This is a genomic window from Synechococcus sp. MIT S9451, from assembly GCF_047304725.1.
Lineage (GTDB): Bacteria > Cyanobacteriota > Cyanobacteriia > PCC-6307 > Cyanobiaceae > Synechococcus_C.
The window spans coordinates 520,413-542,510 of the sequence record NZ_CP138971.1 but is presented as its reverse complement, the minus strand read 5'-3'; the positions used below and the strand labels follow the sequence as shown (position 1 = coordinate 542,510).

Below are 22,098 nucleotides of genomic sequence, written 5' to 3'. Positions count from 1 at the left end.
AGAAGACACCGTGCTGCTCAAATGTATGGGCCTTCGTATGGGCCGGAGGGCTTGAGTCCATGCCAGACCCGCAGGCTGTTGCATCCCGTTACGCCCCGCACCCGGATCGGCGGCGCCTCTGGAAGGCCGCGATCAAGTGGCCGATGTATTCCGTGGCTGTTATGCCGGTGCTTTTGGCCGCCGGCTGGCGACTGGCGGAAGGTCATTCGGTGCGTTGGAGCCAGGCGGTCGGTTTTCTTGTGGCAGCGGTGCTGCTGCTGCTGTGGGAAAACCTCAGTAACGATCTCTTTGATGCGGACACCGGGGTGGATGCCAGGGGGAAGCCCCACTCGGTGGTGGCTTTGCTTGGACGTAAGCCGCCGGTTCGGTCTTTGGCTTGGCTGGCATTGCTGCTGGGCCTGTTGTTGATGCTGTTTCTGGCCTTGCGCAGCAGCGTTGCGGTGCTTGGTTTGGTGGCGATCAGCTGCGCGATCGGATACGTGTACCAAGGCCCTCCATTCCGCCTGGGTTATCTGGGTTTGGGGGAACCGCTTTGCTGGTTGGCTTTCGGTCCCTTCGCGACCGCTGCAGCCCTCTTGGTGCTCGCCCCAGCGGCTCATGGCGTTGAGCAGCTCCCCATCCCCTGGGGACCAGCCTTGACGCTGGGCTCTGGTCCAGCCCTTGCCACCTCGTTGGTGCTGTTTTGTTCCCACTTTCATCAGGTGGAGGAAGACGCAGCTCATGGCAAGCGCTCTCCTGTGGTGCGTCTTGGTACGGCCAGGGCTGCCGCGCTGATCCCTTGCTTCGTGGTCGGCACCCTGGCCCTGGAATGGATCCCTGTGGTGCAGGGGGAATGGCCGTTGACGGCTCTGCTTGGAGCGCTGGGCTTGCCCGCCGGTGCAGCCTTGATCCGCTTACTGCGTCAGCATCACCATGAGCCTGAGCGCATTCAGCACAGCAAGTTTCTGGCGTTGCGCTTTCAGGCCCTTAATGGGTTGGGTTTGAGTGCTGGTCTGGCGATCAGTCCTCTGCTGGGATGGGGCCAGCAGGCAGCAGGGTGATGACGATGGGGCTGAGGCTGCAGATCAGGCCCTACTCCTTTGTGCTCACCCGTTCCCTGCGTAACGCCGCCGGTGAGTGGCAACAGCGCCGAGGTTGGTTGCTTCGCCTGGAATCTCCCTCAGGTCGTTGCGGTTGGGGTGAAGTGTCGCCGCTCGATTCCGTCGAACAACAGCGGTGTGCTCGCGCGATGACTGAACTCGCTGGCACGTCCAGCCAGAGCCTGACGGAGGCTGATCTGGAGCGGCATGTGATGGTCAGCCCTGGTGCTGTGGCCTTCGGTCTTGGTGCTGCTCTGGCGGAAGTGCAGGAACTCGTGGGTGGAGCGGCTGGAGAGAGCTGGTTGCCCGCCCCGTCTTCAGCTCAGTTGCTGCCGGCGGGTGGTGGGATGCCTGCGGCGTTGGAGCGGCTCCTGGCGGAGAGTCCGGCGCAGGAACATCCCTTGACTGTGAAATGGAAGGTGGCCGCGACTGCAGATGCCGAGGAATGGCGCCTGCTGGAGTGGTTGCGTGATTCCTTGCCCCGCCGCTCCAAGTTGCGATTGGATGCCAATGGCGGCTGGTGTCGCCAGACAGCCCAGCGCTGGGTCGAGACCCTCCAGGGCGACCCTCGCTTGGAGTGGTTGGAACAGCCCCTGATGGCGGACGATCTGGAAGGGCATCGCAGCTTGTTGGCTCGGGTGCCTGTGGCCCTGGATGAAGGCCTGCGCAAGCACCCAGCCTGGAGGGAACACTGGCCCGGTTGGCAGGTGCGCCGGCCCAGTCTTGAGGGAGATCCCAGGCCATTGCTGCGCCAGTTGCAGCAGGGCGTGCCGCGGCTGATGCTGAGCACGGCGTTTGAAACAGGCATCGGTGCCCGCTGGCTTGCCCATCTCGCGGCTTTGCAACTGCAGGGGCCGACACCGACAGCTCCAGGGCTGGCCCCGGGTTGGTCCCCGCAGGGACCCTTGTTCAGCTCTGATCCGGAACAGGTCTGGGCTGCTTCAGAGGCGATGGCATGAGTGTGCTCAGAGTCATGCGCGTGGAGCCCACCCGGTGTGCAGGGGTGTTGAAGGAGTTGGCTTTAGCCAGCGCTGGTGGCGGTTGGATCTGGCTTCAACCAGCTGAAGGCGATGGCGAGCTTGCAGTTGCGGCCTCCAAGCTTCCTGATGGTCCAGGAATCATTCTTGCTGGGGGTGGATCCCAGCGGTTCCGCAGCCTCTGTTTGCAGCCCTTTGCGCATTTGGACTATTCGGCAGCAGCGACCGGTCGCTGGTTGAAGGCCCTTGGGATCGATCCCAGCCAGACCTTGGTGCTGAACCCGCTGCCGTTGCATCACATGAGTGGCCTGATGCCGTGGTGGCGTAGCCATCTTTGGGGGGCTCAACATGCCTTGCTGCCGCTGCCGCTGATGCGTGATCCACAGAGGCTTCTGGATCACTGCAGGGCGCTCAGAGATTGGGATTGCAGCCCGATGGTGGTGTCGCTCGTTCCCACTCAGCTGCGTCGTTTGCTTGCCCATGCTCAAGGGGTGCGCTGGTTGCAACGGTTTGCTGTGGTCTGGGTTGGTGGAGCAGCGCTGCCGCAGGATTTGGCTGATCACTGCCGACGTTTGGGGGTGAGGCTGTCTCCCTGCTATGGGGCGACGGAAACGGCAGCGATGGTGGCAGCCCAGTGTCCTGAGCAGTTTCTGGCAGGCGAGTCCGGTTGTGGCGCTCCCCTTGATGATGTGGAGTTGCACCTGGATTCGCAGGGTGCACTCATGGTGCGCGCCGATCGGCTTGCGATCGGTCGTTGGTGTGAGGGTGGGCTTCAGCCATTGACGGACGCCAACGGTTGGTGGTGCTCAGGAGATGCGGCGACTCTGCGCTGGAGTGCTGATGAAATCACGCATCTCACGATTCAGGGTCGTCTGGATGGGGCGATTCACTCGGGCGGCGAGACCGTTTTCCCAGAGCAACTGGCGCAACGCTTACTGATGGATGCCCACAAGCGGCAGTTGCCCCTGGACGCGGTGCTGTTCCTGCCTGTGGAGCAGGTGGAGTGGGGGCAGAGGCTGGTGGCTTTGGTGCGTTGCCATGAGGCCGTGGCGGCTAATCCAGACTGGCCATCGCTTCAGTTACAGCTGCAGCAGCTCAGCAGTCACTGGCGACCGGCGGAACGTCCGATTGCCTGGCATCAGTGTCAGGAATTAGAGCCCACGTTGGCAGGCAAATGGCAACAAAGTCGTTGGCAAGCTTGGCTGCGTTTGCAAGACTCTGCCCAATCGAGCTTTCAAAAATGAGCACGTTGTCTGAGTCTGATGTCAACAACAAGAAGCTGGCAGCTGGCCTGTTGGGGATCTTTCTCGGAGCCTTCGGGGTTCATAAGTTCGTTCTTGATTATAATAATGCAGGCGTCATCATGTTGGTGGTGAGTATTGCTGGTGGCGTCGTTACTTGCGGTGCTGCAACTGGAGTGATGTCAATTATTGGCATGGTTGAGGGCATTATTTACCTTACAAAAACTTCCGATGAGTTCCGTGAGGCTTATATCGATCAGCAGAAGCCCTGGTTCTGATCATGCTCCATCTTGTTAGACGTTTTGCGCCCACCACTGTGTTGCTGTTGGCGGCTTTCTTGAGTACCTCAGCATTGTCAGAGCACACACATGACGGCTTTCACCTGCTTGTGGTGATGGGCTGCATGCTTCCTCTGCAGTGCGCTGCTCTGTTCTGGGCTTGGCACCGCTCACAGCAATCATCAAATGCGGGCTGGGATTAGACACTGCTGATCTGTCCCATGCTGGAGGCTTCCAGCCATCGATCAATGGGCTCCGGCAGAGGACACCTCTGTCGAGAACTTGTGTCGATTGCAAGATGGCGGATAAGCCCATTGCCTACCTTGTCACCAAGAACAGTGAAGGCTGTCTTGACCTCAAAGCAGCCTGGGTTGATTCGTTCTGGTTGCAGGGTGAGGCAAAGCTGATCTCCTCCATGCACGGGTCGCACAAAGTCGGCTTCGCAATGAATCACGGGTAGGGCGATTTGAGGCCTGTGTTCCTGATCGCGGCAGCCTGGAAACACCACGGCGGCTGCTACTCCGTAGCGTTCCAGGCTTTCCTCCCAGGCTTCATGGCACCAGCGCAGGAGCTGATGGAAATGCATGACGCCTGCCGCATCAGTGTCACCAAAGCGCACGTGGCGTTCAAGCTCGAGCCAACTGGCTTGGTTCATACAAGTCTCAGTTCACAAACCAGCTTGCTGTCCATGCTGTGAAGACGGCGAAGGATAGAGCGCTGAGCATGGTCACCATAAAGCCCATTAAAATCGATGAGTATTTTTTGGTTAAAAGTAGTACAAAGGACATCAGTGTTGCTATTAAGCTAAGGGCTGCACAGGCAATGTTTGTCCATTTTCCGAGTTCTGGTAAAAGCTCGAAATTGGTCAGCATGCCGATCAGTGCATTGGCTAAATCCAAGCATAAAACTCCAATCAAGATCGTAATGGGAATCACGCTCATTGGTTCAATGCTCTAGACGTCTAAATAGTATAAGACTGAGTTGAGCCTATTCCTTCTAAAAAGTGTCAAGATCGACTTGTGTCGTCTTCGTCGATGCCTCCCTTGGGCTTTGCGCTTCTGTGGGGAAGGCTGATTAGAAAATATGCCTGAATGTTTCTTCACTCCAATGTTCATCCGAACCCTGGCGGCCGATCAAGCAGTCTTGACGTGACTGTGCTCTGTGTGGTGTTCGAGTGGTGGATTGACCTGATGGCTTAGTGCGCGTGATCAATAGTTGGTCGGCTCCTTGTTTTATGCAGGCCTTGTTCTTTGATCGTTATTGGCGTTCTGCTTGCCGCAGGCTCGTGATCAACGAGTCCAGCAAAGAGCATCATGATGTCGGCTGCCTTGTGACCATTAATGGTGAGAATAAGGGCAGATCTTCGGGTAATTGCTATCAGCAGAGCGTATCTTGAGGCTCATGAGTGTGACCTTGCTCTCGGCTTTGTTTGATGTGTTTTGCCGAGTGAGGTCAAGTCGCACATTGTTTGGGTGACGTTAAGGTTGTGTTGTTACGGAATTTGCTTACCAGGTGGCAAGGCCTGTAGCTAAAAGATAGTATTTGCAGTAATTGACCTTGACTTGTGACCTCGTTTAGCGCCAGCTCCACCCTGCGAGATGCTTGGAAGGACACGATTGCCCATGTCCCGACGCTTCTTCTGACCTGGTTGGCTTCGGTTGTTGTAGGAATTATTGGGCTGATTGTTTATTACGTTATTTTCTTTGGGTTTGCAGCTATTGATGACGGCTCAGGCGCCGGAGCCGGAATAGGAATGATTCTTAGTCAGGTCAGTAATGTTCCTTTCTGGATCCTGCAGAGTCTGATTGGTGTGATGTTCACCGCGATTCCTGCTCTTTATTATCAGCGTGGTGAAGTGGTTGGCTTCTCCGATGTTTATTCGGTCTTGATGTCTCGGCTTGGGCGCTATGTCATAGCGGGTGTTCTGTTTACAGTTGCATCAACTATAGGGATTTTCGCTTGCGTGCTTCCGGGGTTGATCATCTTTGCGTCGATGCCGGTCTACGTGAACAAGGTGTTTACGACTGATCAGGGCGTTTGGGATTGTTTCACTTCCTCCTTTGCGTCCGTCTACGGTTCTGATAAAGGTTGGGCTTTGGTGGGTATTCAATTAATGGCCTTCCTGCTTGCTTTTGTGACTTGCGGCTTCTGCATTGTTGGCCTGATTGTGTATGTGCCAGTAGTGACTTTCTTTATCCAGCTCTACGTTTCACGTTCTGGTCTGGTTAGTGCCTCTTCATCTGTCTGAAGAGTGAAATCCTAATCAGAGTTTGATCATTTTATCGCCGCCCTTTTGTGTAGGGCGGTTTTTTTATGGGCTTGGGAATCCGGGAAAGCCCTTGAGGTGAAGGGCATAGCTGAAGAGGATCCGCAGCATCCAGTAGCTGAACAGTGCTGATGCCGCTATGGCTAGTGCGGCGAAGGATAGTTGTTTGGGTATCAGCCTGTTGGTTCGGATCGATGCAACGCTCCAGATCACAAGTGTTGCTGCTGCAATGGGCCCAAACAGGTGTAATTCGATTGAGCGATCGAGTTGTCCAGTCAAGGCCGCAGAGGTGGCTCGCGTCAGGAAACAGCCTGGACAGGGGATGCCTGTTAAGGCACGGAAAGGGCATCCCCAGCCGGGCAGATGAGGCTGCCAACCCTTCAACCAGAGATAACCCGTCAACGCGGAAGGAATCAGGTGGCCGGCATGCTGGAGTCTGCGCAGGAATATATTCATTCAGCGTTCTCGTCCGGCTAGATCGTTAGCGATCCACGGATCCCATGATCACGTCGATCGAGCCCAGGATCGCCATGATGTCGGCCACCTTGTGGCCTTTGAGGATGTGGGGAAGGATCTGCAGGTTATTGCTGTCGGCAGCGCGGATCTTGAAACGCCAGGGGGTGACATCGTTGTTGCCCTGGATGAAGACACCGATTTCGCCCTTGCCAGATTCCAGTCTTGTGTAGAGCTCACCATTGGGAATCTTGAAGGTTGGAGCAACCTTCTTGGCCACATACTGGTAATCGAATCCAGCGAATTCGCTCTTTTTACCTTCGGCCATTCGCTTGGCTTCGAGGTTTTCGGTTGGGCCTCCGGGGATCATTTCGCAGGCCTGCCTCAGGATGCTCAGAGACTGGCGCATCTCCTCGATCCGAACGCGGTAGCGGGCGAAACAATCACCTTCTTTCTCTGAGACGACCTTCCAGTCAAAGTCGTCGTAGCACTCGTAGTGATCAACTTTGCGAAGGTCCCAGGGCACGCCTGATGCTCGCAGCATGGGGCCGGACAGGCTCCAGTTGATTGCCTCATCGCGGCTAATCACCCCCAAGCCTTCGATGCGGCGCCGAAAGATCGGATTGTTTGTGATCAGCTTTTCGTATTCATCAATCTTCGGGCCGAACCAGTCGCAGAAATCGCGGCACTTTTCCAGCCAGCCAAAAGGCAGATCTGCAGCAACACCGCCAATTCGGAAGTAGTTGTTGTTGATCAGGCGCTGGCCTGTCGCTGCTTCCCAGAGGTCATAAATCATCTCCCGCTCGCGGAAGATGTAGAAGAAGGGGGTCTGAGCACCCACATCTGCCAAGAAGGGACCCAACCAGAGCAGATGGTTGGCGATGCGGTTCAGCTCAAGCATCAGCACCCGGATGTAGCTCGCCCGTTTCGGCACCGGAATGTCCGCCAGGCGTTCCGGGGCATTGACCACGATCGCCTCGTAGAACATGCCCGCCGCATAGTCCATGCGGCTCACATAGGGCACGAACATCACGTTCGTGCGGTTCTCGGCGATCTTCTCCATGCCGCGGTGGAGATAGCCGATCACTGGCTCGCAATCCACCACGTCTTCGCCGTCGAGGGTCACCACCAGCCTCAATACCCCGTGCATGGAGGGGTGATGGGGGCCGAAGTTGACCACCATCGGCTCCGTGCGCGTTTCCAGCTGCGTCATGGGGCCGTGGCAATGCGAACGCATCGAGATATTAGGAAGGACCCATGCCCGATCAGTCACAGCTCCCTGAAGATGGGTTCGTTCATGTGCCGGTGTTGGCGGCTCCGCTGCTGCAGGCATTAGCCGCCAGTGCTGATGCTCCCTGGCAGAACGGTCTGTTGATTGACGCAACCCTGGGGGGCGCTGGCCACAGCTCTCTGCTGCTGGATCGTTACCCGGGGTTGCAACTGATCGGCCTCGATCAGGACGCCACAGCCCGGTCTGCTGCGTCGGAACGCCTGCGGCCCTATGGAGAGCGGGCCATTGTTGTGGCGACCAATTTCGCTGATTTCCGGCCTGAACAACCTGTGGATCTGGTGTTGGCGGATCTGGGGGTGAGTAGTCCGCAGTTGGATGTGGCGGCCAGGGGCTTCAGCTTCCGACTCGATGGCCCGCTCGACATGCGCATGAATCCAGAGGCAAACACTGAAACCGCGGCTGAATTAATCGAGCGACTCGAGGAAGCCGCCTTGGCGGATCTGATCTACGCCTATGGGGAGGAGCGTTTGTCACGGCGGATCGCCCGTCGTATCAAGAACGATTTGGCTACGCATGGTGCGTACGCAGGCACCGCAGCTCTGGCTTACGCGGTGGCGGGGTGTTATCCGCCCAAGGCTCGCCGAGGACGGATCCATCCGGCGACACGTACTTTTCAGGCCCTGCGTATTGCCGTGAACGATGAGCTTGGGGTGCTCGATCGTTTGCTTCAGCAGGCACCCGATTGGCTTCAGCCCAGTGGAGTGCTGGCGATCATCAGCTTCCATTCGTTGGAGGACCGACGGGTGAAAACAGCCTTTTTGCAGGATGAACGCCTCGAGCGGATCACCCGTAAGCCATTGACTGCTGATGAGCAGGAACAGGACACCAATCCGCGAAGCCGCAGCGCCAAACTGCGGCTCGCCCGTCGCCTGCCCCTGTCGAAGATCAGCTGAGGAATCCCGTGCTGTCCTCACTTCCGAAGATCTGTCGGTAGGCGGCTGTGGAGATGCAGATCACCACTGGGAATGCTGCCAACAGGCCGACGCAACAGAGAAGCAGGCCGACGAGCAGGATCAAGGCCTCAATGATCAGAAGCAGCACCACCGACCACCAAGAAGGATCCACGCCGGAACGTCCGCTTTGGATCGTGTCGAAGGGATTGCCGTCCTGGATCAGGGCGATCCAGGGCAGAAACTTCTGGTTCACCGCCAGATAGATGAAGACGACGGCGGCTGTAATGGCGGGGATGAAGACCAGGGCCTCATTGAGCTGAGCGACTTGGCCACTGATCACAAGGCTGAGCGAGACGATGATGCCGAGAATGAGCGCCAGCACCAGCTGGTTAATGAACAGTCGACCGGCGGCTCCTCCGTCTAAGCGGATTAACTCTGAGAAATTGGGCTTCTCGCCATCAAGGGCTTTCCATGCACCTCGGATCAACCCGGTCACACCCCAGAGGCTAATGATCGTGCTGCCCAGCCAAGACACGACTAAGCCAATGATTTGAACAGTGGTGGAGGTGTTTCCGGCGAAAACCACGACCACATTGGCGATGGCCTGGAAGAGGGCCGATAGGACCCAAAAAAGGAGGACAAACAACACGAAGGGCCAGGGTGACTTCGTGAAGGCGTTCCAGCCGTCTTCGACGGCTCTCATCACCTGCAGTCTGGGGCTGCCGCTTGAATCGGTCATGACCAGGGTGTTGAGGAAAAGGACTCTCGCCGGAACGTAGCGATTTGAACGGTTGTTTTCAGTGTCCCTGCCGCAAACCGCTCACCACGTCACTGATCGCTTGAATCGCGCGGTTGATGTCTTCCTTCTCGGTCATCCTGCCCAGGCTCAGTCGCAGAGAGGCATTCGCCTCCTCTCGGCTGAGGCCAAGAGCTTGCAGCACATGCGAGGGGCTGCCGGCGCTGCAGGCGGATCCGCTGCTGCAGTGCAGCCTGCCTCGTAGGGCTTGCTGTAGGCGATTGCCGTTGATTCCCGCCACGTGGATGTTGAGGTTGTGGGGCAGTCGATGTTCGAGTGCACCGTTGAGCTGCACGCCTTCGACCTGCTCCTGCAGGCCGCGCCAAAGCTGGTTGCGCAGTTCCACCATCCGGAGGCTGCGGGCATCGAGATCCTCAAGGGCGAGCTCTGCTGCGCGGGCCAGGCCCACGATCAGAGGCACCGGTAACGTTCCCGGCCGCAAACCACGCTCCTGTCCGCCTCCGAACTGCAGGGGCTGCAGTTTGATCCCTTCGCCGACGACAAGGGCGCCGATGCCCTTCGGGCCGTAGAGCTTGTGGCCGCTGATGCTGGCGAGGTCCACGCCAAGGCGCTTGGGGTGAAAAGGCATGTTGCCGAAGGCCTGGGCGGCGTCGCTGTGTAGCCGGGCGCCCTGTGCATGACAGACGTCTGCCAGCTGCTCCAGAGGTTGAATCACGCCGATCTCATTGTTGGCGGCCATCACACTCACCAGCATCGTGTCGGGCTGCAAGGCGTCTTCCACTTGGCAGGGGGTGACCAAGCCGTCTACTCCCGTTGTGAGGAGTGTGAGGCGGAAGCCCTCCCTCTTCAGCTGCTGCAGGGGATCAAGCACAGCATGGTGTTCGGTGCAGACGCTGATCAGGTGGCCAGGGCGGCCCGCTTGCTCCGCCATCGCCCGGGCATGGCCCAGGAGGGCCAGATTGTTGGCCTCCGTGGCACCGCTCGTAAAGATCATCTGCTCTGGATCCACGTTCAGGCAGGCAGCGAGGCGGTCTCGGGCATCACTGACCCCGGCGGCTGCCGTCAGCCCAAGCCGATGCTGACGGCTCGAGGGGTTGCCCCATTGGATCTGCCACCAGGGCTCCATCGCTTCAACCACCTCAGGAGCGCAGGGTGTCGTGGCTTGAAAGTCCAGCGCCACAGGTTTCTCGTCCCTGGCGTTGCGTTGAGGAGGGCTTGGCAGCATGGTGTGACCTCAGCTCCCGATGCGATGCGCGCCGTTCAACGAACGCTCAGTCTGATCCTTCTGGTTGGTTGTGGCTGGATCGGCCAATCCGCCGGTGCGATCGAACGGGATGAATTGCTCGAAAAGATGAAACGCATGCGTCCGCAGGAGATGACGATCCTGGAGACCAGGACGATCGACGGTGGCACTTACACACTTGGCATCTTTTCGATTTCCTTGGACGCGACTGATCCTGATCTTCGTCGCTACAAGCTTTGGCAGGAATTTGCCAACGATCTCGTGGTGCCCACAGAGTCGGTGAACTGCAGCACCAAGGGCCCGTTGCGGGTCACCCGTGATGCCGAGGCCATCTATGTGCGTCGTCTGAATCCTGGTGGATTGGTCACCACAGCGAACCGAGAGGATCATCTTGTGTGGTGGGCGGCCTGCCAGCCCGATCAGGCTGGAATTGATCCATCCACCCTCACAGATACAGCACGGGGGCTTGGCTATTCCACTCTTCTTGTGGAATCGATCGAGACACTGCGTCTCCCCTAAGAGATAACACCCCTAGATTCCGTTCAGAACCTGTCAGGGCCATGACTTCCACCCCTCCCGGGGATGCAGATCCCCAGTCGATTGAAGCGTCCTCTCGTCCGGCCCCAAGGCTGTTGTTGGTGGATGATGAACCCGGGCTACGCACGGCGGTGCAGGCCTATCTCGAGGACGAAGGCTTTCAGGTGACCACGGCAGTGGACGGCCTTGACGGCTGGGAGAAGGCACAGCAGCTGATGCCGGATCTCGTGATCAGCGACGTGATGATGCCCCGCTGCGACGGCTACGGTTTGCTCGAGAAGATGCGTGGCGACGAACGCCTCGGGGGGACCCCGGTGATCTTCCTAACCGCTAAGGGCATGACCGCCGACCGCACCCAGGGTTATGTGGCTGGCGTGGATGACTACATCCCGAAGCCGTTCGATCCGGATGAATTGGTGGCCCGCGTGCGCAACGTGGTGAGCCGGCAGGATCGCTTGCTGACAGAGGCGGCTCGCTTTGCCGATGCCGACGTTGGACAGATGGCTCGGCAGATCAACGAGATCCGTTCGATGCTCTCGGGTTCAGCTGAAGCCGCCGCTGCTGCTGATACGCCACAGCTCAGTTTCACCCCCCGAGAAGCAAGCGTGCTTCAACTGGTCGCCGAGGGTCTCATGAATAAAGAAATCGCGCGCCAACTGGAAACTTCGATTCGCAATGTTGAGAAGTACGTGAGCCGCCTGTTCATTAAGACCGGCACGTCCAGTCGTACTGAATTGGTGCGCTTTGCCCTCCAGCACCGTTTGGTGGATTGATGGCGGTGCCGTCGGGATGGCGACCGGCTGCGTTCAATCAAGGATGGACCTATTGCGACCAGGTTGTAGCTGATGAGCTAGGCCATCGCGTCAGTGAGGTGATGGCATCCCGCCATCGCCATTCGTCGGCCTCGCTCTGGGCTCAGAGATTGCAGGCCGGGCAGCTCTCCTGCAATGGCGAGCCGTTGCTTATCGATGCTGCGGTGGCCATCGGTGACCAGATTCGCTGGCAGCGTCCGCCTTGGCGGGAAGAGGCGGTGCCTGATCAGTGGGAGACGATCCACGATGACGGTGATCTGCTGGTGATCAATAAGCCGTCGGGTCTGCCGGTGATGCCCGGTGGAGGATTCCTGCTCCACACCCTCACGGCCCTGCTGGAGCAGCGCAGTCGGGAGCGAGGGGAGTCTCTGGTTCCCAAGCCCGTGCACCGGCTCGGTCGATTTACCTCGGGTCTTCAGGTGTGCGCGCGCCGGCCGGAGACTCGCGCTGCTCTTTCCGCCCATTTCCGGCCGCAGGGAGGGTGCCGCAAGCTGTATCAAGCCTGGAGCCAGCGGGTGGAGGGGCTGGATCTTGAGGTGCCTTTACAGGTCTGCACTGATGTGGTGGAACGCCCCCACCCGCTGCTGGGTTGGGTCTGGGGGCCAGAGCCGCCTGATGACGCTCGGGGCGCCGCGACCAGTGTGCGACGGCGACTCACCGCCCATTCCGAGCTGACCTTGTTGGAGCGAGGCGAGCAGGGCGATCGGCTTCAGGTGGCGATCACCACCGGTCGCCCCCATCAGATCCGCATTCATCTGGCCCAGCTGGGCAGCCCCCTGCTGGGCGATCCGCTGTACCTCCAGGGCCGTCACCTGGCCCCCTCTGCGACTCCCGGCGATGGGGGCTATCAGCTGCATGCCTGGCGCCTGGAGAAGCTGCCGATCAACGTTTTAGATGTTTTGGCCTTTGAGGCGCCGTTGCCTGCTCCATTCCTCACCGCTGATTTAACCCAGCCTTCACGACACCGTTGCCAGCATGGGCGGTAACGGCTGATCTTTTCTGTGCGAGTTCCCGTTGCTGGTTCCGCTGCTGCTGTCCTGCTGTTCATCGCTGGATGCGGACTGATGCCAAACACCAAGCGTGATCGGCAACCGCAAGCGTCGAAGGCGTTGCAACTGGCGTTCTGCAGCATCAAAAGCGGCCAGTTTTTTGATCAGAACAACGACGCTGTCGTGAGCGTGGGAGACCGGATCACTTATGTGGTCAGGGTGTCTCCGGTGCCGGAGGGAGGCACGCCGTCCTGCACCAATCCCACAGGCAGTTTCTACGGCGCTGAGCAGATCGTTGAGCGTCGCGAGGTTGGTAAGGGTCACTCGCAGTTCCTGACGGATCTGCAGGGAACGGTGATGCTGCCGGACGGCAATTTGCGTCTGATGGCCATGGGCACCATCCAGATCACGGATGGGGAGCGCTCTTTGCTGGCCCGCAGCGGGTCTCAAACGTTTGGCATGCAAACGCTCTTCCCTGGGTCACATGCATTGTCTGTGCAGGGACAAGGTGGGCAATTCGCAGGTTTGCTTGGTTCAGCGCAACTGAAGGTTGGCGATCCACCGCTGCTGGCGGTTCGTCTCTTCCCCCAGGTGACCTTGAAGAGTTGATCCCGTGGAGCCTTTGTCTGATTCCGTCCCGGCCTGGGACCTTCACCTTCAACGTTGGCGAGACGCAGGTCTGATTGATGACGCTGCGGCGGCATCGATCGTGGCCTGGGAACAGGAGCGTCTGCAAGGGCAACCGGCAAGGGCTCAGCCTGCGCTGACCTGGCCAGTGCGGCTGTTGGTGCTGGTGGGCTCGCTGCTGCTTGCGGCTGGTGTGCTGTTGTTTGTCGCTGCCCATTGGGATCAGCTCTCACCGCTCAGCCGGTTTGGATTGCTTTGGTTGTGCACTGTGGCGATGCATCTCGGTGGCCACTGGTTTGCGCAGCGTCTGCCTGTGATGTCGAAGGGGCTGCATGCGGTTGGAACGATCAGCCTGGGGGCTGGGGTGTTCCTTTGTGCCCAGATTTTCAACCTCGAGGTCAATTGGTCGCTCCGTTGGGGACTCCTGCTCTGGTCATTGGCGGCGGCGGCCGGCTGGTGGCTGCTGCGTCAGGGGCCGCAGCTGGTGCTGCTGAGTTTGCTGCTGCCCGGCTGGCTGGGGGCGCTGCTGGCTCTGGAGCTGGAGAGGTTCGACCCGGAGTTCAGTTCCTGGGCCGGGCTCCCCTGGGTCGTGAGCAGTGTCTTGTTGGCCCTCACCTATTTCTCGGCGCCGATGCGCCCTGTCGCTGGCCCTGCCCAGCGCGTGTTGCTCTGGGTCGGCGGGCTCTTGTTGCCACCCGGGTTGATTGTGTTGGCGCTGGCGGCGTCCTCTCAACCACCAATCCCGCTGCCGTCGACCTGGCCCATGCTGCTGGCCTGGGGGCTCTTGCTGGGGCTGCCCATGCTGCTGGCCTGGCTGTTGCGCCGCCATCGGGCCTGGCCGTTGGCCGTGGCATTGGTCTGGATTCTGGTGGACCTGCAGCTGCAAGGTCAGGAGCTCACAGTGCTCAGCTTTCTGTGGTGGGGGCTTGGTGCCATCGGTCTGATGGCTTGGGGGACGGCGGAGGCCCGTGCTGAACGAATCAATTTCGGCACCGCCCTGTTTGCCATCACCTTGATGGGGTTTTACATCGCTGAAGTGATGGGGCGCTTGGAGCGCTCGTTGAGCTTGCTCGGTTTGGGTTTGCTCTTTCTGGCTGGGGGCTGGGGCTTGAATCGTTTGCGTCGCTCGCTTTTGCCTGTTCAGAAGGAGACCCTGCAATGACAATGCGGCGTGCTGGTGTGTTTCTGGCGCTGTTCCAAGCCGGACTGTTGCTGCTGGTTGGCTTGAGCTTCTGGGTGGAGCGCCTCACCTCACCACGGCTCTGGACGCTGACGCAACCGGTGGATCCCAACCTCCCCATTCGTGGGCGTTACGTCAGCCTGCGTTTGCTCGTGCCGCTGTCGGGCGCCGAGACGTCTGAATCCACGACCCAGTCTGTCATTCTTCAGGCGCAAGGTGACCGGCTGGTGGCTCAGAACGATGGAGACGGTGAGCGCTATGCCGGTGAGTTGATTCGTCGGGACGGCCAAGCCCTGGTGGAGTTGACCGAGCCCCTAGCCCTGTTCATCCCTCCCGACGTCAACGATCCGTCGCGTCGTTCGCCCACGGATCCCCTCTGGGTTGAGGTGACGTTGCCGCGGAGCGGGGCGCCGCGGCCGATTCAGCTCGGTGTGCTGCGGCAAGGACGCTTGCGCCCCCTGAGCCTGCGTTGAGCTAATCAGCCGTAGGGCGGCGTCAACCTCAGGCCTTGCGGAACTCGATCAGGCGGGAGAAGTAGAAGGGGGCCTGGTTCAGGCTGCGGCGCACCAGCTTGAAGCCACAGGCTTCAGCGGCTTTGACGATGCCGGCTTCCTTGAGGGTGTACGCCCGGGTGGTTTTGCTGGGGCCGGGAAACAGTTGGCCAATTCCCTTGAGCAGTGCCAGCAGAGGGGTGTAAGGGGCGAAGCTCACGATCAGGCGCTCTTCGGTGAGGCTGCAGAGGTGTTTCACCATCTCTTCAGCTGCGGGCTGGGGGTAATGGATGAACACGTCGAGGCAGCAAACGGTGTGGAAAGAGCCGCGGATGCTTTCCAGATCGGATGCGCTGAAGTTGAGCTTGGCCATGTTGAGTCCGGCGTCACGGGCGCGGCGCTCGGCTTCCTTTGCCATCGCGTCCGAGATGTCGCTGGCCTGGATTGAGCCTGCGCCCATCGCGGCCAGGGGCAGGCTGAGGCTGCCCACACCGCAGCCGGCATCGCAGAAGCTCACGTTGGTGAGTTCGTTGCTGGTGTTGATCCAGTCGAGGACTTCATCCACGGTTTTCTGGTGGCCGATGCGGATGTTGCGCTGCACCTTGTTCACATCGTCGCTGTCGCTGTAGATGCGGTTCCAGCGATCGAAGCCAGTGGTTTCGAAATAGCCCTTCACCTCCTGCTTTTCGGTCTGCTTGTTGTTCAGCAGCTGCTCGGGAGCCATGGGCGGTCGAGGGGGCGGATCGCGGGGATCCTAAGCAGCGTGCCGCCAGCTGAGCTGATGGTCGCTGTTCCCCCAGCGCCAGCGCAGCAGGTCTTGGAGGCTTTGGCCCACCAGAAGGGTCTCGAGTTTCGCGGCGGCGTTCGCTTCCAGCACTTCTCGCGGTGCCAAGGTGGCGGCCCAGATCGACGCTTCAGGCCTGTCCCCCCACGAGGCCAGACGAATGGCGCCGTCCAGCAATGGCAGGGTGACCCCTGCCAGGGTGCCGTCTTCCAGTCGGCAGGTTCCTTTGTCCACCAGAAGCACCCGTTCGTCCCAGCGATGGCGACCATCTGCAAGGCCATAGGGCGCTAGGGCGTCACTGACTAAGACCAGTTGATCCCCCGCGAGTTGCTGGAGCAGTACCGCCATGGTGGGATGCACATGGACGCCATCGGCGATCAGCCCCATGGCAATGTCCCCTTGGCGACAGGCTTCCGCGATAGGGCCGGGGCCCCTGTGATGCAGCCCGGGCATGGCATTGAAGCTATGCGTGAGCATCGTCACGCCATGGTCAAAGCCAGTGATTGCCTGCTCGGCCGAGGCGTTGGTATGTCCTAGTGCGACGCAGATGTTGAGATCCCGCAGCCGGCTGATCACGGCTGCTGCCCCCTCCAGCTCCGGGGCGAGAGTCATCAAGGCAATCTCCGCCTCGAAGCCTCCAATGCGTGCGTCCAGTGCTTCAAGGCTTGGGGCGCAGAGATGCTCTCTGGGGTGGGCGCCCCGCCGTGCTTCTGCAAGGAACGGCCCCTCGAGATGGGCCCCGAGCAGATGACAGCGTTGGGGTTGCTTGTCCGTCCTGGCAGCCTGCAGGACTGCCAGGGATCGGCGTAGAGGTTCCACCGCGCAGGTGACGAGCGTGGGGCTGATCGCTTCCACTCCGTCTTGCCAGAGCTGATCCAGCAGCTTCAGGAGGCGGGGGAGATCAGCCTCCTGGAGTTCAGGGAAGGCCAGGCCCAGGCCGCCGTTGATCTGCAGGTCCACGCCCATGGGGCTGAGCCAGTCGCCCTGCCAGTCTTCGCCGGCCATGGCCGCACTGGGCTGCATCGGCGTCAGTGCGTGAATGCGTTGGCGATGATCCACCTCGATTGACCAGAATTCCGGCGATGCAGGATCTGTAGCGTCAGGACGTCGGGGCAGGCGGACGTTGGTGATCCGTCGCATGGCAGGTGACCGGAACGTGTCCGTGCGGGACGATGACAGTCTCGCCAGTTCGCACTCGCCCTGTCAGAACCGTGACCTCATTCCCCTCACAAGCGATGTCTGATCAGCCCCGGGTTGCGGTGATCATGGGCAGTGATTCCGACTTGCCCAGCCTGCATCCGGCGGTGAAGGCTCTCGAAGACTTGGATGTTTCGGTGGAGGTGCGGGTGCTTTCGGCCCATCGCACCCCTCTAGAGATGGTTGCTTTTGCTCAGCAGGCCAGGGATCAAGGTTTTCGGGTGATCGTGGCTGGAGCTGGTGGGGCCGCCCATTTGCCCGGCATGGTGGCCTCGCTGACAACTCTTCCTGTGATCGGTGTGCCGGTCCAGAGTCGGGCTCTTTCGGGCGTTGATTCCCTCCATTCGATTGTGCAGATGCCTGGTGGTATCCCTGTGGCCACGGTGGCGATTGGCGGTGGTCTCAATGCAGGCCTGCTGGCGGCGCAGATCCTCGCGGTCGCCGATCCTGCCCTCACGACTCGGTTGCAGACCTACCGCCAGAGTCTCCATGACACGGTTGTGGCGAAGGATGCCCGTTTGTTGGAGCTTGGGGCGAGTGTCTATCTCGAGAACATGATCGATCGCTGACGCCCAGCCACGCACTTGAGCGTCTGCGCACAATGAAGCCAATTCGCCCGTTGCCATGCCCTGGCCCTTTTGGCTGCGCTGGTCTTTGGCCCTTCCGCTGGTCACGCTCAATCTGTACGTGTGCCGGCAGCTCCTGCTGCCCCTGGCGCCTTTCCCTGCACTCTTTTTGACGGCGGCACTGATCGCCTTTCTGCTCGACATTCCAACGCGCTGGCTGATGCGCAGCGGGCTGCCCCGTTGGCTGGCGATCCTGTTCGTGACTGTGCTCACCGCCACGGGATTAGTGCTCGCTGCAGTCACCCTTGTGCCTTTGTTGATTGATCAGCTGGGCCAGCTGATCAATACCTTGCCCAGCTGGCTTGTGGCAGCAGAAGGCTGGATTAACCGGGTGCAGGACTGGTCTCTGCAGCGTGGACTTCCCAGTGATTTCGGTGATGTCAGCAGTGATCTGCTCACCCGCCTCAGTCGTGTTGCCAGTCAGTTCAGCCAGCGCCTGCTCGCCATCCTCGGAGCGACGCTCGGCACAACGATCAACACGGTGATTGTGCTTGTGTTGGCTGTGTTCTTTCTGCTGAGCGGGGATTCGATGACTGCCGGCCTGGCCCGTTGGCTGCCGGAGGCGTGGCGGGAGCTTGTGGTCACCACGATCACGGCAACATTCCGCGGCTATTTCGCTGGACAGGTGGTACTGGCGCTGATCCTCAGCCTCGGACAGATCGTGGTGTTCACCGTCTTGGGGATTCCTTATGGGGTGCTGTTCGCAGTGCTGATCGGCTTCACCACGTTGATCCCTTATGCCAGCGCCCTCATGATCGTGGCGGTCAGTGCCTTGCTGGCCATTCAGGATCCCCGCACTGGTTTAGAGATCCTTGCCGCCGCGATCGCTGTTGGCCAGATCGTCGATCAGGTGATTCAGCCTCACCTGATGGGCAATCTGCTTGGCCTGCAACCGGCCTGGCTGTTGATCGTCCTGCCCGTGGGGGCAAGGGCAGGAGATCTGTTCGGCTTTGGCTCCTTGCTTGGGTTGCTGCTGGCTGTACCCGTCGCCAGTTGCACCAAAACGTTTGTGGATGCCTGGCAGTCCGAGGTCAGGCCTGGGACGGAATAATGCCCTGGTCGATCAGGGCACGGACCACCTGGTTGACGCAGGCCTCCAGATCGCTGGCGCCGGTATCGACAGACAGCTCCGGTCTCTCCGGGGCTTCGTAGGGGCTTGAAATGCCTGTGAATTCCTTGATCTCACCTGCGCGTGCCTTGGCGTAAAGCCCCTTGGTGTCACGTTGTTCGCAAACGCTGAGGTCTGCTGAGCAGAAGATCTCGATGAAATCGCCGTTTTCCACCAATGCCCGGGCCTTGTCGCGGTCGGCGCGGAAAGGGGACACGAAGGCGGTGAGCACAATCACGCCTGCGTCGAGAAACAGCTTGGCCACCTCGCCGATGCGGCGGATGTTCTCCTCGCGGTCCGCGTCGGAGAAGCCCAGATCCTTGCAGAGGCCATGGCGCACATTGTCGCCATCAAGCACGTATGTGGCGAGCCCGCGCTCAAAGAGAGCCTGGTTCACGGCATTCGCGAGGGTGCTCTTGCCGGCACCGCTGAGGCCGGTGAACCAGAGGATGGTGCTGCGGTGCCCTCTCTGTTCGGCCCTGGCTGCCCGATCCACCGAGGCGTGGTGCCAGGCGATGTTGGTGGAGGCTCCCTGGTTCGTGAGATTGCCGTAGGTGGGCGTTGCGGACATGGAATCTGGCCTTTTCGGATCGCCATTGTCCCTCAGCTATGCCAGACGTGCCTTTCGGCTTCATCGTGCTGGGCCTCAACCTCCTGCCCGTTTGGGCCGGTATCCCTCTTTGGCCAGCAGCTCCAGGGTTAGTTCCACTTGATCCCCCTGCAGTTCCACCACCCCATCCTTGGCGGTGCCGCCGCTGCCGATGCGGCTTTTCAGTTTCTTGAGAAGACCTTTGAATCCGGCCGCATCAAGCTCGAGGCCGCGGATCACTGTCACAGTTTTGCCGCCCCGGCCACCACGGGTCGGTTGCACCCGCACGATCTGCTCAGCCTTGGGTGTCGAATCTGTTGCCGGACCACTTGGGCGCTGCAGACTGTCGCCGCTGCTGAATTCCTGCCAGCCTCCCTTTGGCATTGCCCTCCTGTCATCACCTCCATCCTGCCGTTCCTGCAATGACCGTTCCCGTCTCCGCTCCTCATTGGGCTGATTCAAGCCAGGGCCTCGGTCGCTGGATCGAGCGGCTGATCAGCATCGGTGTCTTGCGCAGGCCCCTGTTTTTTCAAGCTCGGCAGCTGATTATCCGTACCGCTGAACGCAATGGCATCCCATGGCGACGACGGCGTTCGGAACTCAGGGATGCAGCGACACCTCTGCTCGCTCAGAGCACCACTCCTGGTCTCTCACCTCCCGACTACTACCGCGTGCGGTTTCACGCTTATGAAGAAGGCAATCTCTGCTGGCAGGCCGCGGCAGAGGCTGAGCAGGCCACGGATGCGATGGCGTTGAGGGTTTGGCCTGAGGAAACACTCAGTCCAGGGCAGGCGCAGGCCCGCCTGAGGAATGCGATCCATCAGGCGGTGGAACCCATGCTCAGCGGTCGACTGGAGCAGGTGCTTGATCTCGGTTGTTCGGTGGGTGTCAGCACCCAGGCACTGGCTGATTGGCTGGCGGGTCGTGCTGCTGCGGCTGGGAAGGCTTCGCCACGGGTTGTGGGGCTGGACCTCTCCCCCGAAATGCTCGCCGTTGCAAGGGTTCGTGATGTGGACGGGGTCGTGGCGGAGTGGCGCCATGCGGCGGCTGAACACACCGGGTTGGCTGCTGGTTGTATCGATCTGATCAGCCTGCAGTTCGTTTGCCATGAACTTCCCCAGACGGCAACCCATGCCGTGCTGAAGGAGGCAGCCCGCTTGCTGCGACCTGGTGGCGTGCTGGTGATGGTGGATCAGGATCCAGCCTCCTCGGTCTTACAGGCCCTGCCGGCTCCAGTGGCCACCCTGCTCAAGAGCACTGAGCCGTATATCGAGCAGTATTTCGGCCTCGATATGGAGGCTGCCCTCCATGCCGCTGGTTTCCATGCCCTCGAGGTGAGTGCTTGTGATCCGCGGCATCGTGTGATCGCCTGCTTACGCTGATCCCACGCTTCAGCGTCCGCATGTGCGGTCGTTTGTTCTGTGACCAGCACCCTGCCTTCCCAGCCCACCGATGCGGATCTGGCCGTGAATGCCAGGCCTTCAGATCGGGGCAGATTTGGGCGGTATGGCGGCCAGTATGTGCCGGAAACCCTGATGCCAGCTTTGGCTGAGCTGGAGCTAGCCGCCGCCAAAGCTTGGAAGGATCCCGCGTTCACTGCTGAGTTGGATCGACTTCTGCGCAGCTATGTGGGGCGTGAGACACCTCTCTATGAAGCCGAGCGCCTCACCAACCATTACCGCCGCGCCGATGGTGGTCCGCGCATCTGGCTGAAGCGTGAGGACCTCAATCACACCGGTGCCCACAAGATCAACAATGCCCTTGGCCAGGCGCTTCTTGCCCTGCGCATGGGCAAAAAGCGGATCATCGCCGAAACAGGGGCCGGCCAGCATGGTGTGGCTACAGCCACGGTGTGTGCCCGATTCGGTCTGGACTGTGTTGTGTATATGGGCGCCGAAGACATGCGTCGTCAGGCGCTGAATGTTTTCCGCATGCGTCTTCTCGGTGCCACTGTGCAACCTGTGACAGCTGGGACAGCCACCCTGAAGGACGCCACCAGCGAAGCAATTCGCGACTGGGTAACGAATGTGGAAACCACCCACTACATTCTCGGCTCGGTTGCGGGTCCGCATCCCTATCCGATGCTCGTGCGCGACTTCCACGCTGTGATCGGTGAGGAGGCCAAGCGACAGTGCCAGGAATCCTTTGGGCGTCTGCCGGACGTGCTGGTGGCCTGCGTTGGCGGTGGATCAAACGCCATGGGCCTATTCCATCCCTTTGTGCAGGACAAGGCTGTACGCCTGATCGGGGTAGAAGCGGCCGGTGATGGTGTCGAGACCGGGCGTCATGCGGCCACGATCACTGAAGGGCGTGTCGGTGTCCTGCACGGGGCCATGAGTCTGCTCTTGCAGGACGGTGACGGTCAGGTCCAGGAAGCCCACTCAATCAGCGCAGGCCTCGATTACCCCGGCGTTGGCCCAGAGCACAGCTATCTGCGTGAGATCGGTCGGGCTGAGTATGGCGCCGTTACCGATGCGCAGGCTTTGACAGCTCTGCAGCTTGTGAGCCAACTCGAGGGCATCATCCCCGCCCTCGAAACGGCCCATGCCTTTGCCTGGTTGGAACAGCTCTGTCCCACCCTCAGTGACGGTACTGAAGTTGTCCTCAACTGTTCCGGTCGTGGAGACAAGGATGTGAACGCAGTGGCAGAGCGATTAGGAAATGCGCTGGGTGCTTGATC

26 protein-coding genes are annotated in these 22,098 nt (G+C 60.1%); 16 read left to right on the top strand and 10 right to left on the bottom strand.

Annotated elements, in window-relative coordinates; translation table 11 throughout:
• Positions 1-59: 59 nt before the first annotated feature.
• From menA to SIB72_RS03005, 4 genes are read left to right on the top strand one after another with little or no spacing between them, the layout of a single operon-like run.
• The gene (menA, locus tag SIB72_RS03020; RefSeq protein ID WP_413744545.1) at positions 60-1,040 is read left to right on the top strand and encodes a 2-carboxy-1,4-naphthoquinone phytyltransferase; all 981 of its coding nucleotides are present in this window, start codon (positions 60-62) and stop codon (positions 1,038-1,040) included.
• 5 nt (positions 1,041-1,045) lie between these two features.
• A complete protein-coding gene (locus SIB72_RS03015; RefSeq protein ID WP_413745023.1) occupies positions 1,046-2,038 on the top strand; it encodes an o-succinylbenzoate synthase in 993 nt (330 codons plus the stop codon).
• A complete protein-coding gene (locus tag SIB72_RS03010) occupies positions 2,035-3,300 on the top strand; it encodes an AMP-binding protein (protein WP_413744544.1) in 1,266 nt (421 codons plus the stop codon). Before SIB72_RS03015 ends, SIB72_RS03010 begins: the two co-directional genes overlap by 4 nt.
• On the top strand, positions 3,297-3,575 hold the full coding sequence (locus SIB72_RS03005; protein WP_413744543.1) for a TM2 domain-containing protein: 279 nt from the start codon (positions 3,297-3,299) through the stop codon (positions 3,573-3,575). Before SIB72_RS03010 ends, SIB72_RS03005 begins: the two co-directional genes overlap by 4 nt.
• A gap of 199 nt (positions 3,576-3,774) precedes the next feature.
• Here SIB72_RS03005 and SIB72_RS03000 read toward each other — a convergent pair whose 3' ends face one another.
• A complete protein-coding gene (locus SIB72_RS03000; protein WP_413744542.1) occupies positions 3,775-4,230 on the bottom strand; it encodes an acyl-CoA thioesterase in 456 nt (151 codons plus the stop codon).
• Between the two features lie 7 nt (positions 4,231-4,237).
• The gene (locus SIB72_RS02995) at positions 4,238-4,516 is read right to left on the bottom strand and encodes a hypothetical protein (RefSeq protein WP_413744541.1); all 279 of its coding nucleotides are present in this window, start codon (positions 4,514-4,516) and stop codon (positions 4,238-4,240) included.
• Positions 4,517-5,139: 623 nt separating this feature from the next.
• On the opposite strand from SIB72_RS02995, the gene SIB72_RS02990 reads away from it, so the two are divergent.
• A complete protein-coding gene (locus SIB72_RS02990) occupies positions 5,140-5,823 on the top strand; it encodes a hypothetical protein (protein WP_413744540.1) in 684 nt (227 codons plus the stop codon).
• Positions 5,824-5,886: 63 nt separating this feature from the next.
• Here SIB72_RS02990 and SIB72_RS02985 read toward each other — a convergent pair whose 3' ends face one another.
• Both SIB72_RS02985 and SIB72_RS02980 read right to left on the bottom strand, forming a co-directional pair.
• Positions 5,887-6,297 carry a DUF2752 domain-containing protein gene (locus SIB72_RS02985; RefSeq protein ID WP_413744539.1) on the bottom strand — a complete coding sequence of 137 codons (411 nt, stop codon included), beginning with the start codon at positions 6,295-6,297 and terminating at the stop codon, positions 5,887-5,889.
• A gap of 25 nt (positions 6,298-6,322) precedes the next feature.
• Complete coding sequence (locus SIB72_RS02980; protein ID WP_413744538.1) at positions 6,323-7,507, bottom strand: NAD(P)H-quinone oxidoreductase subunit H; 1,185 nt, start codon at positions 7,505-7,507, stop codon at positions 6,323-6,325.
• Between the two features lie 44 nt (positions 7,508-7,551).
• Here SIB72_RS02980 and rsmH point away from each other — a divergent pair, with 44 nt between their 5' ends.
• Entirely contained in the window at positions 7,552-8,478 is a 927-nt protein-coding gene (rsmH, locus tag SIB72_RS02975) for a 16S rRNA (cytosine(1402)-N(4))-methyltransferase RsmH (protein WP_413744537.1), read from the top strand.
• Here rsmH and SIB72_RS02970 read toward each other — a convergent pair.
• Positions 8,471-9,217 (bottom strand): hypothetical protein, encoded by a 747-nt coding sequence (locus tag SIB72_RS02970; RefSeq protein ID WP_413744536.1) that lies wholly within the window; start codon positions 9,215-9,217, stop codon positions 8,471-8,473. The genes rsmH and SIB72_RS02970 overlap by 8 nt on opposite strands.
• Positions 9,218-9,275: 58 nt before the next feature.
• On the bottom strand, positions 9,276-10,460 hold the full coding sequence (locus SIB72_RS02965; RefSeq protein ID WP_413744535.1) for a cysteine desulfurase family protein: 1,185 nt from the start codon (positions 10,458-10,460) through the stop codon (positions 9,276-9,278).
• A 3-nt stretch (positions 10,461-10,463) separates the two neighbouring features.
• Between SIB72_RS02965 and SIB72_RS02960 the strand changes: the two genes are divergently transcribed.
• Genes SIB72_RS02960 through SIB72_RS02935 form a run of 6 tightly spaced genes read left to right on the top strand, consistent with a single transcriptional unit; the run spans position 10,464 to position 15,096 of the window.
• Entirely contained in the window at positions 10,464-10,997 is a 534-nt protein-coding gene (locus tag SIB72_RS02960; protein WP_413744534.1) for a hypothetical protein, read from the top strand.
• Between the two features lie 41 nt (positions 10,998-11,038).
• Positions 11,039-11,788, top strand: coding sequence for a response regulator transcription factor (locus tag SIB72_RS02955; protein ID WP_413744533.1), 750 nt, complete (start codon positions 11,039-11,041; stop codon positions 11,786-11,788).
• Positions 11,788-12,813 (top strand): pseudouridine synthase family protein, encoded by a 1,026-nt coding sequence (locus SIB72_RS02950; protein ID WP_413744532.1) that lies wholly within the window; start codon positions 11,788-11,790, stop codon positions 12,811-12,813. Before SIB72_RS02955 ends, SIB72_RS02950 begins: the two co-directional genes overlap by 1 nt.
• Before the next feature lie 15 nt (positions 12,814-12,828).
• The gene (locus tag SIB72_RS02945) at positions 12,829-13,425 is read left to right on the top strand and encodes a hypothetical protein (protein ID WP_413744531.1); all 597 of its coding nucleotides are present in this window, start codon (positions 12,829-12,831) and stop codon (positions 13,423-13,425) included.
• 13 nt (positions 13,426-13,438) lie between these two features.
• Positions 13,439-14,605, top strand: coding sequence for a DUF2157 domain-containing protein (locus SIB72_RS02940; RefSeq protein ID WP_413744530.1), 1,167 nt, complete (start codon positions 13,439-13,441; stop codon positions 14,603-14,605).
• The gene (locus SIB72_RS02935; RefSeq protein WP_413744529.1) at positions 14,602-15,096 is read left to right on the top strand and encodes a hypothetical protein; all 495 of its coding nucleotides are present in this window, start codon (positions 14,602-14,604) and stop codon (positions 15,094-15,096) included. The genes SIB72_RS02940 and SIB72_RS02935 overlap by 4 nt, the downstream gene beginning before the upstream one ends.
• A gap of 28 nt (positions 15,097-15,124) precedes the next feature.
• Here SIB72_RS02935 and bchM read toward each other — a convergent pair whose 3' ends face one another.
• Together bchM and SIB72_RS02925 are read right to left on the bottom strand one after the other, a co-directional pair.
• The gene (gene bchM, locus SIB72_RS02930; protein ID WP_413744528.1) at positions 15,125-15,838 is read right to left on the bottom strand and encodes a magnesium protoporphyrin IX methyltransferase; all 714 of its coding nucleotides are present in this window, start codon (positions 15,836-15,838) and stop codon (positions 15,125-15,127) included.
• A 30-nt stretch (positions 15,839-15,868) separates the two neighbouring features.
• Positions 15,869-17,038, bottom strand: a complete 1,170-nt coding sequence (locus tag SIB72_RS02925; protein WP_413744527.1) for an N-acetylglucosamine-6-phosphate deacetylase — start codon at positions 17,036-17,038, stop codon at positions 15,869-15,871.
• Between the two features lie 95 nt (positions 17,039-17,133).
• Here SIB72_RS02925 and purE point away from each other — a divergent pair, with 95 nt between their 5' ends.
• Together purE and SIB72_RS02915 are read left to right on the top strand one after the other, a co-directional pair.
• On the top strand, positions 17,134-17,664 hold the full coding sequence (gene purE, locus SIB72_RS02920; RefSeq protein WP_413744526.1) for a 5-(carboxyamino)imidazole ribonucleotide mutase: 531 nt from the start codon (positions 17,134-17,136) through the stop codon (positions 17,662-17,664).
• Positions 17,665-17,719: 55 nt separating this feature from the next.
• Positions 17,720-18,772 carry an AI-2E family transporter gene (locus SIB72_RS02915; RefSeq protein ID WP_115121219.1) on the top strand — a complete coding sequence of 351 codons (1,053 nt, stop codon included), beginning with the start codon at positions 17,720-17,722 and terminating at the stop codon, positions 18,770-18,772.
• Here the strand turns inward: SIB72_RS02915 and cysC are convergent.
• Complete coding sequence (gene cysC, locus SIB72_RS02910; protein WP_413744525.1) at positions 18,753-19,400, bottom strand: adenylyl-sulfate kinase; 648 nt, start codon at positions 19,398-19,400, stop codon at positions 18,753-18,755. The two genes, SIB72_RS02915 and cysC, sit on opposite strands and share 20 nt — an antisense overlap.
• A 75-nt stretch (positions 19,401-19,475) precedes the next feature.
• On the bottom strand, positions 19,476-19,802 hold the full coding sequence (locus SIB72_RS02905) for a translation initiation factor (RefSeq protein WP_413744524.1): 327 nt from the start codon (positions 19,800-19,802) through the stop codon (positions 19,476-19,478).
• Between the two features lie 38 nt (positions 19,803-19,840).
• On the opposite strand from SIB72_RS02905, the gene SIB72_RS02900 reads away from it, so the two are divergent.
• Positions 19,841-20,800, top strand: coding sequence for a class I SAM-dependent methyltransferase (locus tag SIB72_RS02900; protein ID WP_413744523.1), 960 nt, complete (start codon positions 19,841-19,843; stop codon positions 20,798-20,800).
• A gap of 39 nt (positions 20,801-20,839) precedes the next feature.
• Positions 20,840-22,096: a tryptophan synthase subunit beta gene (gene trpB, locus SIB72_RS02895; RefSeq protein ID WP_413744522.1), complete on the top strand. Its 1,257-nt coding sequence runs from the start codon at positions 20,840-20,842 to the stop codon at positions 22,094-22,096.
• Positions 22,097-22,098 lie beyond the last annotated feature (2 nt).

What these genes read in the sequence shown, in the direction of transcription:
- menA (WP_413744545.1), top strand. Translation starts at nt 60, where the DNA reads ATGCCAGACCCGCAGGCTGTTGCATCCCGTTACGCCCCGCACCCGGAT.
- SIB72_RS03015 (WP_413745023.1), top strand. Translation starts at nt 1,046, where the DNA reads ATGGGGCTGAGGCTGCAGATCAGGCCCTACTCCTTTGTGCTCACCCGT.
- SIB72_RS03010 (WP_413744544.1), top strand. Translation starts at nt 2,035, where the DNA reads ATGAGTGTGCTCAGAGTCATGCGCGTGGAGCCCACCCGGTGTGCAGGG.
- SIB72_RS03005 (WP_413744543.1), top strand. Translation starts at nt 3,297, where the DNA reads ATGAGCACGTTGTCTGAGTCTGATGTCAACAACAAGAAGCTGGCAGCT.
- SIB72_RS03000 (WP_413744542.1), bottom strand. Translation starts at nt 4,230, where the DNA reads ATGAACCAAGCCAGTTGGCTCGAGCTTGAACGCCACGTGCGCTTTGGT.
- SIB72_RS02995 (WP_413744541.1), bottom strand. Translation starts at nt 4,516, where the DNA reads ATGAGCGTGATTCCCATTACGATCTTGATTGGAGTTTTATGCTTGGAT.
- SIB72_RS02985 (WP_413744539.1), bottom strand. Translation starts at nt 6,297, where the DNA reads ATGAATATATTCCTGCGCAGACTCCAGCATGCCGGCCACCTGATTCCT.
- SIB72_RS02980 (WP_413744538.1), bottom strand. Translation starts at nt 7,507, where the DNA reads ATGACGCAGCTGGAAACGCGCACGGAGCCGATGGTGGTCAACTTCGGC.
- rsmH (WP_413744537.1), top strand. Translation starts at nt 7,552, where the DNA reads ATGCCCGATCAGTCACAGCTCCCTGAAGATGGGTTCGTTCATGTGCCG.
- SIB72_RS02970 (WP_413744536.1), bottom strand. Translation starts at nt 9,217, where the DNA reads ATGACCGATTCAAGCGGCAGCCCCAGACTGCAGGTGATGAGAGCCGTC.
- SIB72_RS02965 (WP_413744535.1), bottom strand. Translation starts at nt 10,460, where the DNA reads ATGCTGCCAAGCCCTCCTCAACGCAACGCCAGGGACGAGAAACCTGTG.
- SIB72_RS02955 (WP_413744533.1), top strand. Translation starts at nt 11,039, where the DNA reads ATGACTTCCACCCCTCCCGGGGATGCAGATCCCCAGTCGATTGAAGCG.
- SIB72_RS02950 (WP_413744532.1), top strand. Translation starts at nt 11,788, where the DNA reads ATGGCGGTGCCGTCGGGATGGCGACCGGCTGCGTTCAATCAAGGATGG.
- SIB72_RS02935 (WP_413744529.1), top strand. Translation starts at nt 14,602, where the DNA reads ATGACAATGCGGCGTGCTGGTGTGTTTCTGGCGCTGTTCCAAGCCGGA.
- bchM (WP_413744528.1), bottom strand. Translation starts at nt 15,838, where the DNA reads ATGGCTCCCGAGCAGCTGCTGAACAACAAGCAGACCGAAAAGCAGGAG.
- SIB72_RS02925 (WP_413744527.1), bottom strand. Translation starts at nt 17,038, where the DNA reads ATGCGACGGATCACCAACGTCCGCCTGCCCCGACGTCCTGACGCTACA.
- purE (WP_413744526.1), top strand. Translation starts at nt 17,134, where the DNA reads ATGTCTGATCAGCCCCGGGTTGCGGTGATCATGGGCAGTGATTCCGAC.
- SIB72_RS02915 (WP_115121219.1), top strand. Translation starts at nt 17,720, where the DNA reads ATGCCCTGGCCCTTTTGGCTGCGCTGGTCTTTGGCCCTTCCGCTGGTC.
- cysC (WP_413744525.1), bottom strand. Translation starts at nt 19,400, where the DNA reads ATGTCCGCAACGCCCACCTACGGCAATCTCACGAACCAGGGAGCCTCC.
- SIB72_RS02905 (WP_413744524.1), bottom strand. Translation starts at nt 19,802, where the DNA reads ATGCCAAAGGGAGGCTGGCAGGAATTCAGCAGCGGCGACAGTCTGCAG.
- SIB72_RS02900 (WP_413744523.1), top strand. Translation starts at nt 19,841, where the DNA reads ATGACCGTTCCCGTCTCCGCTCCTCATTGGGCTGATTCAAGCCAGGGC.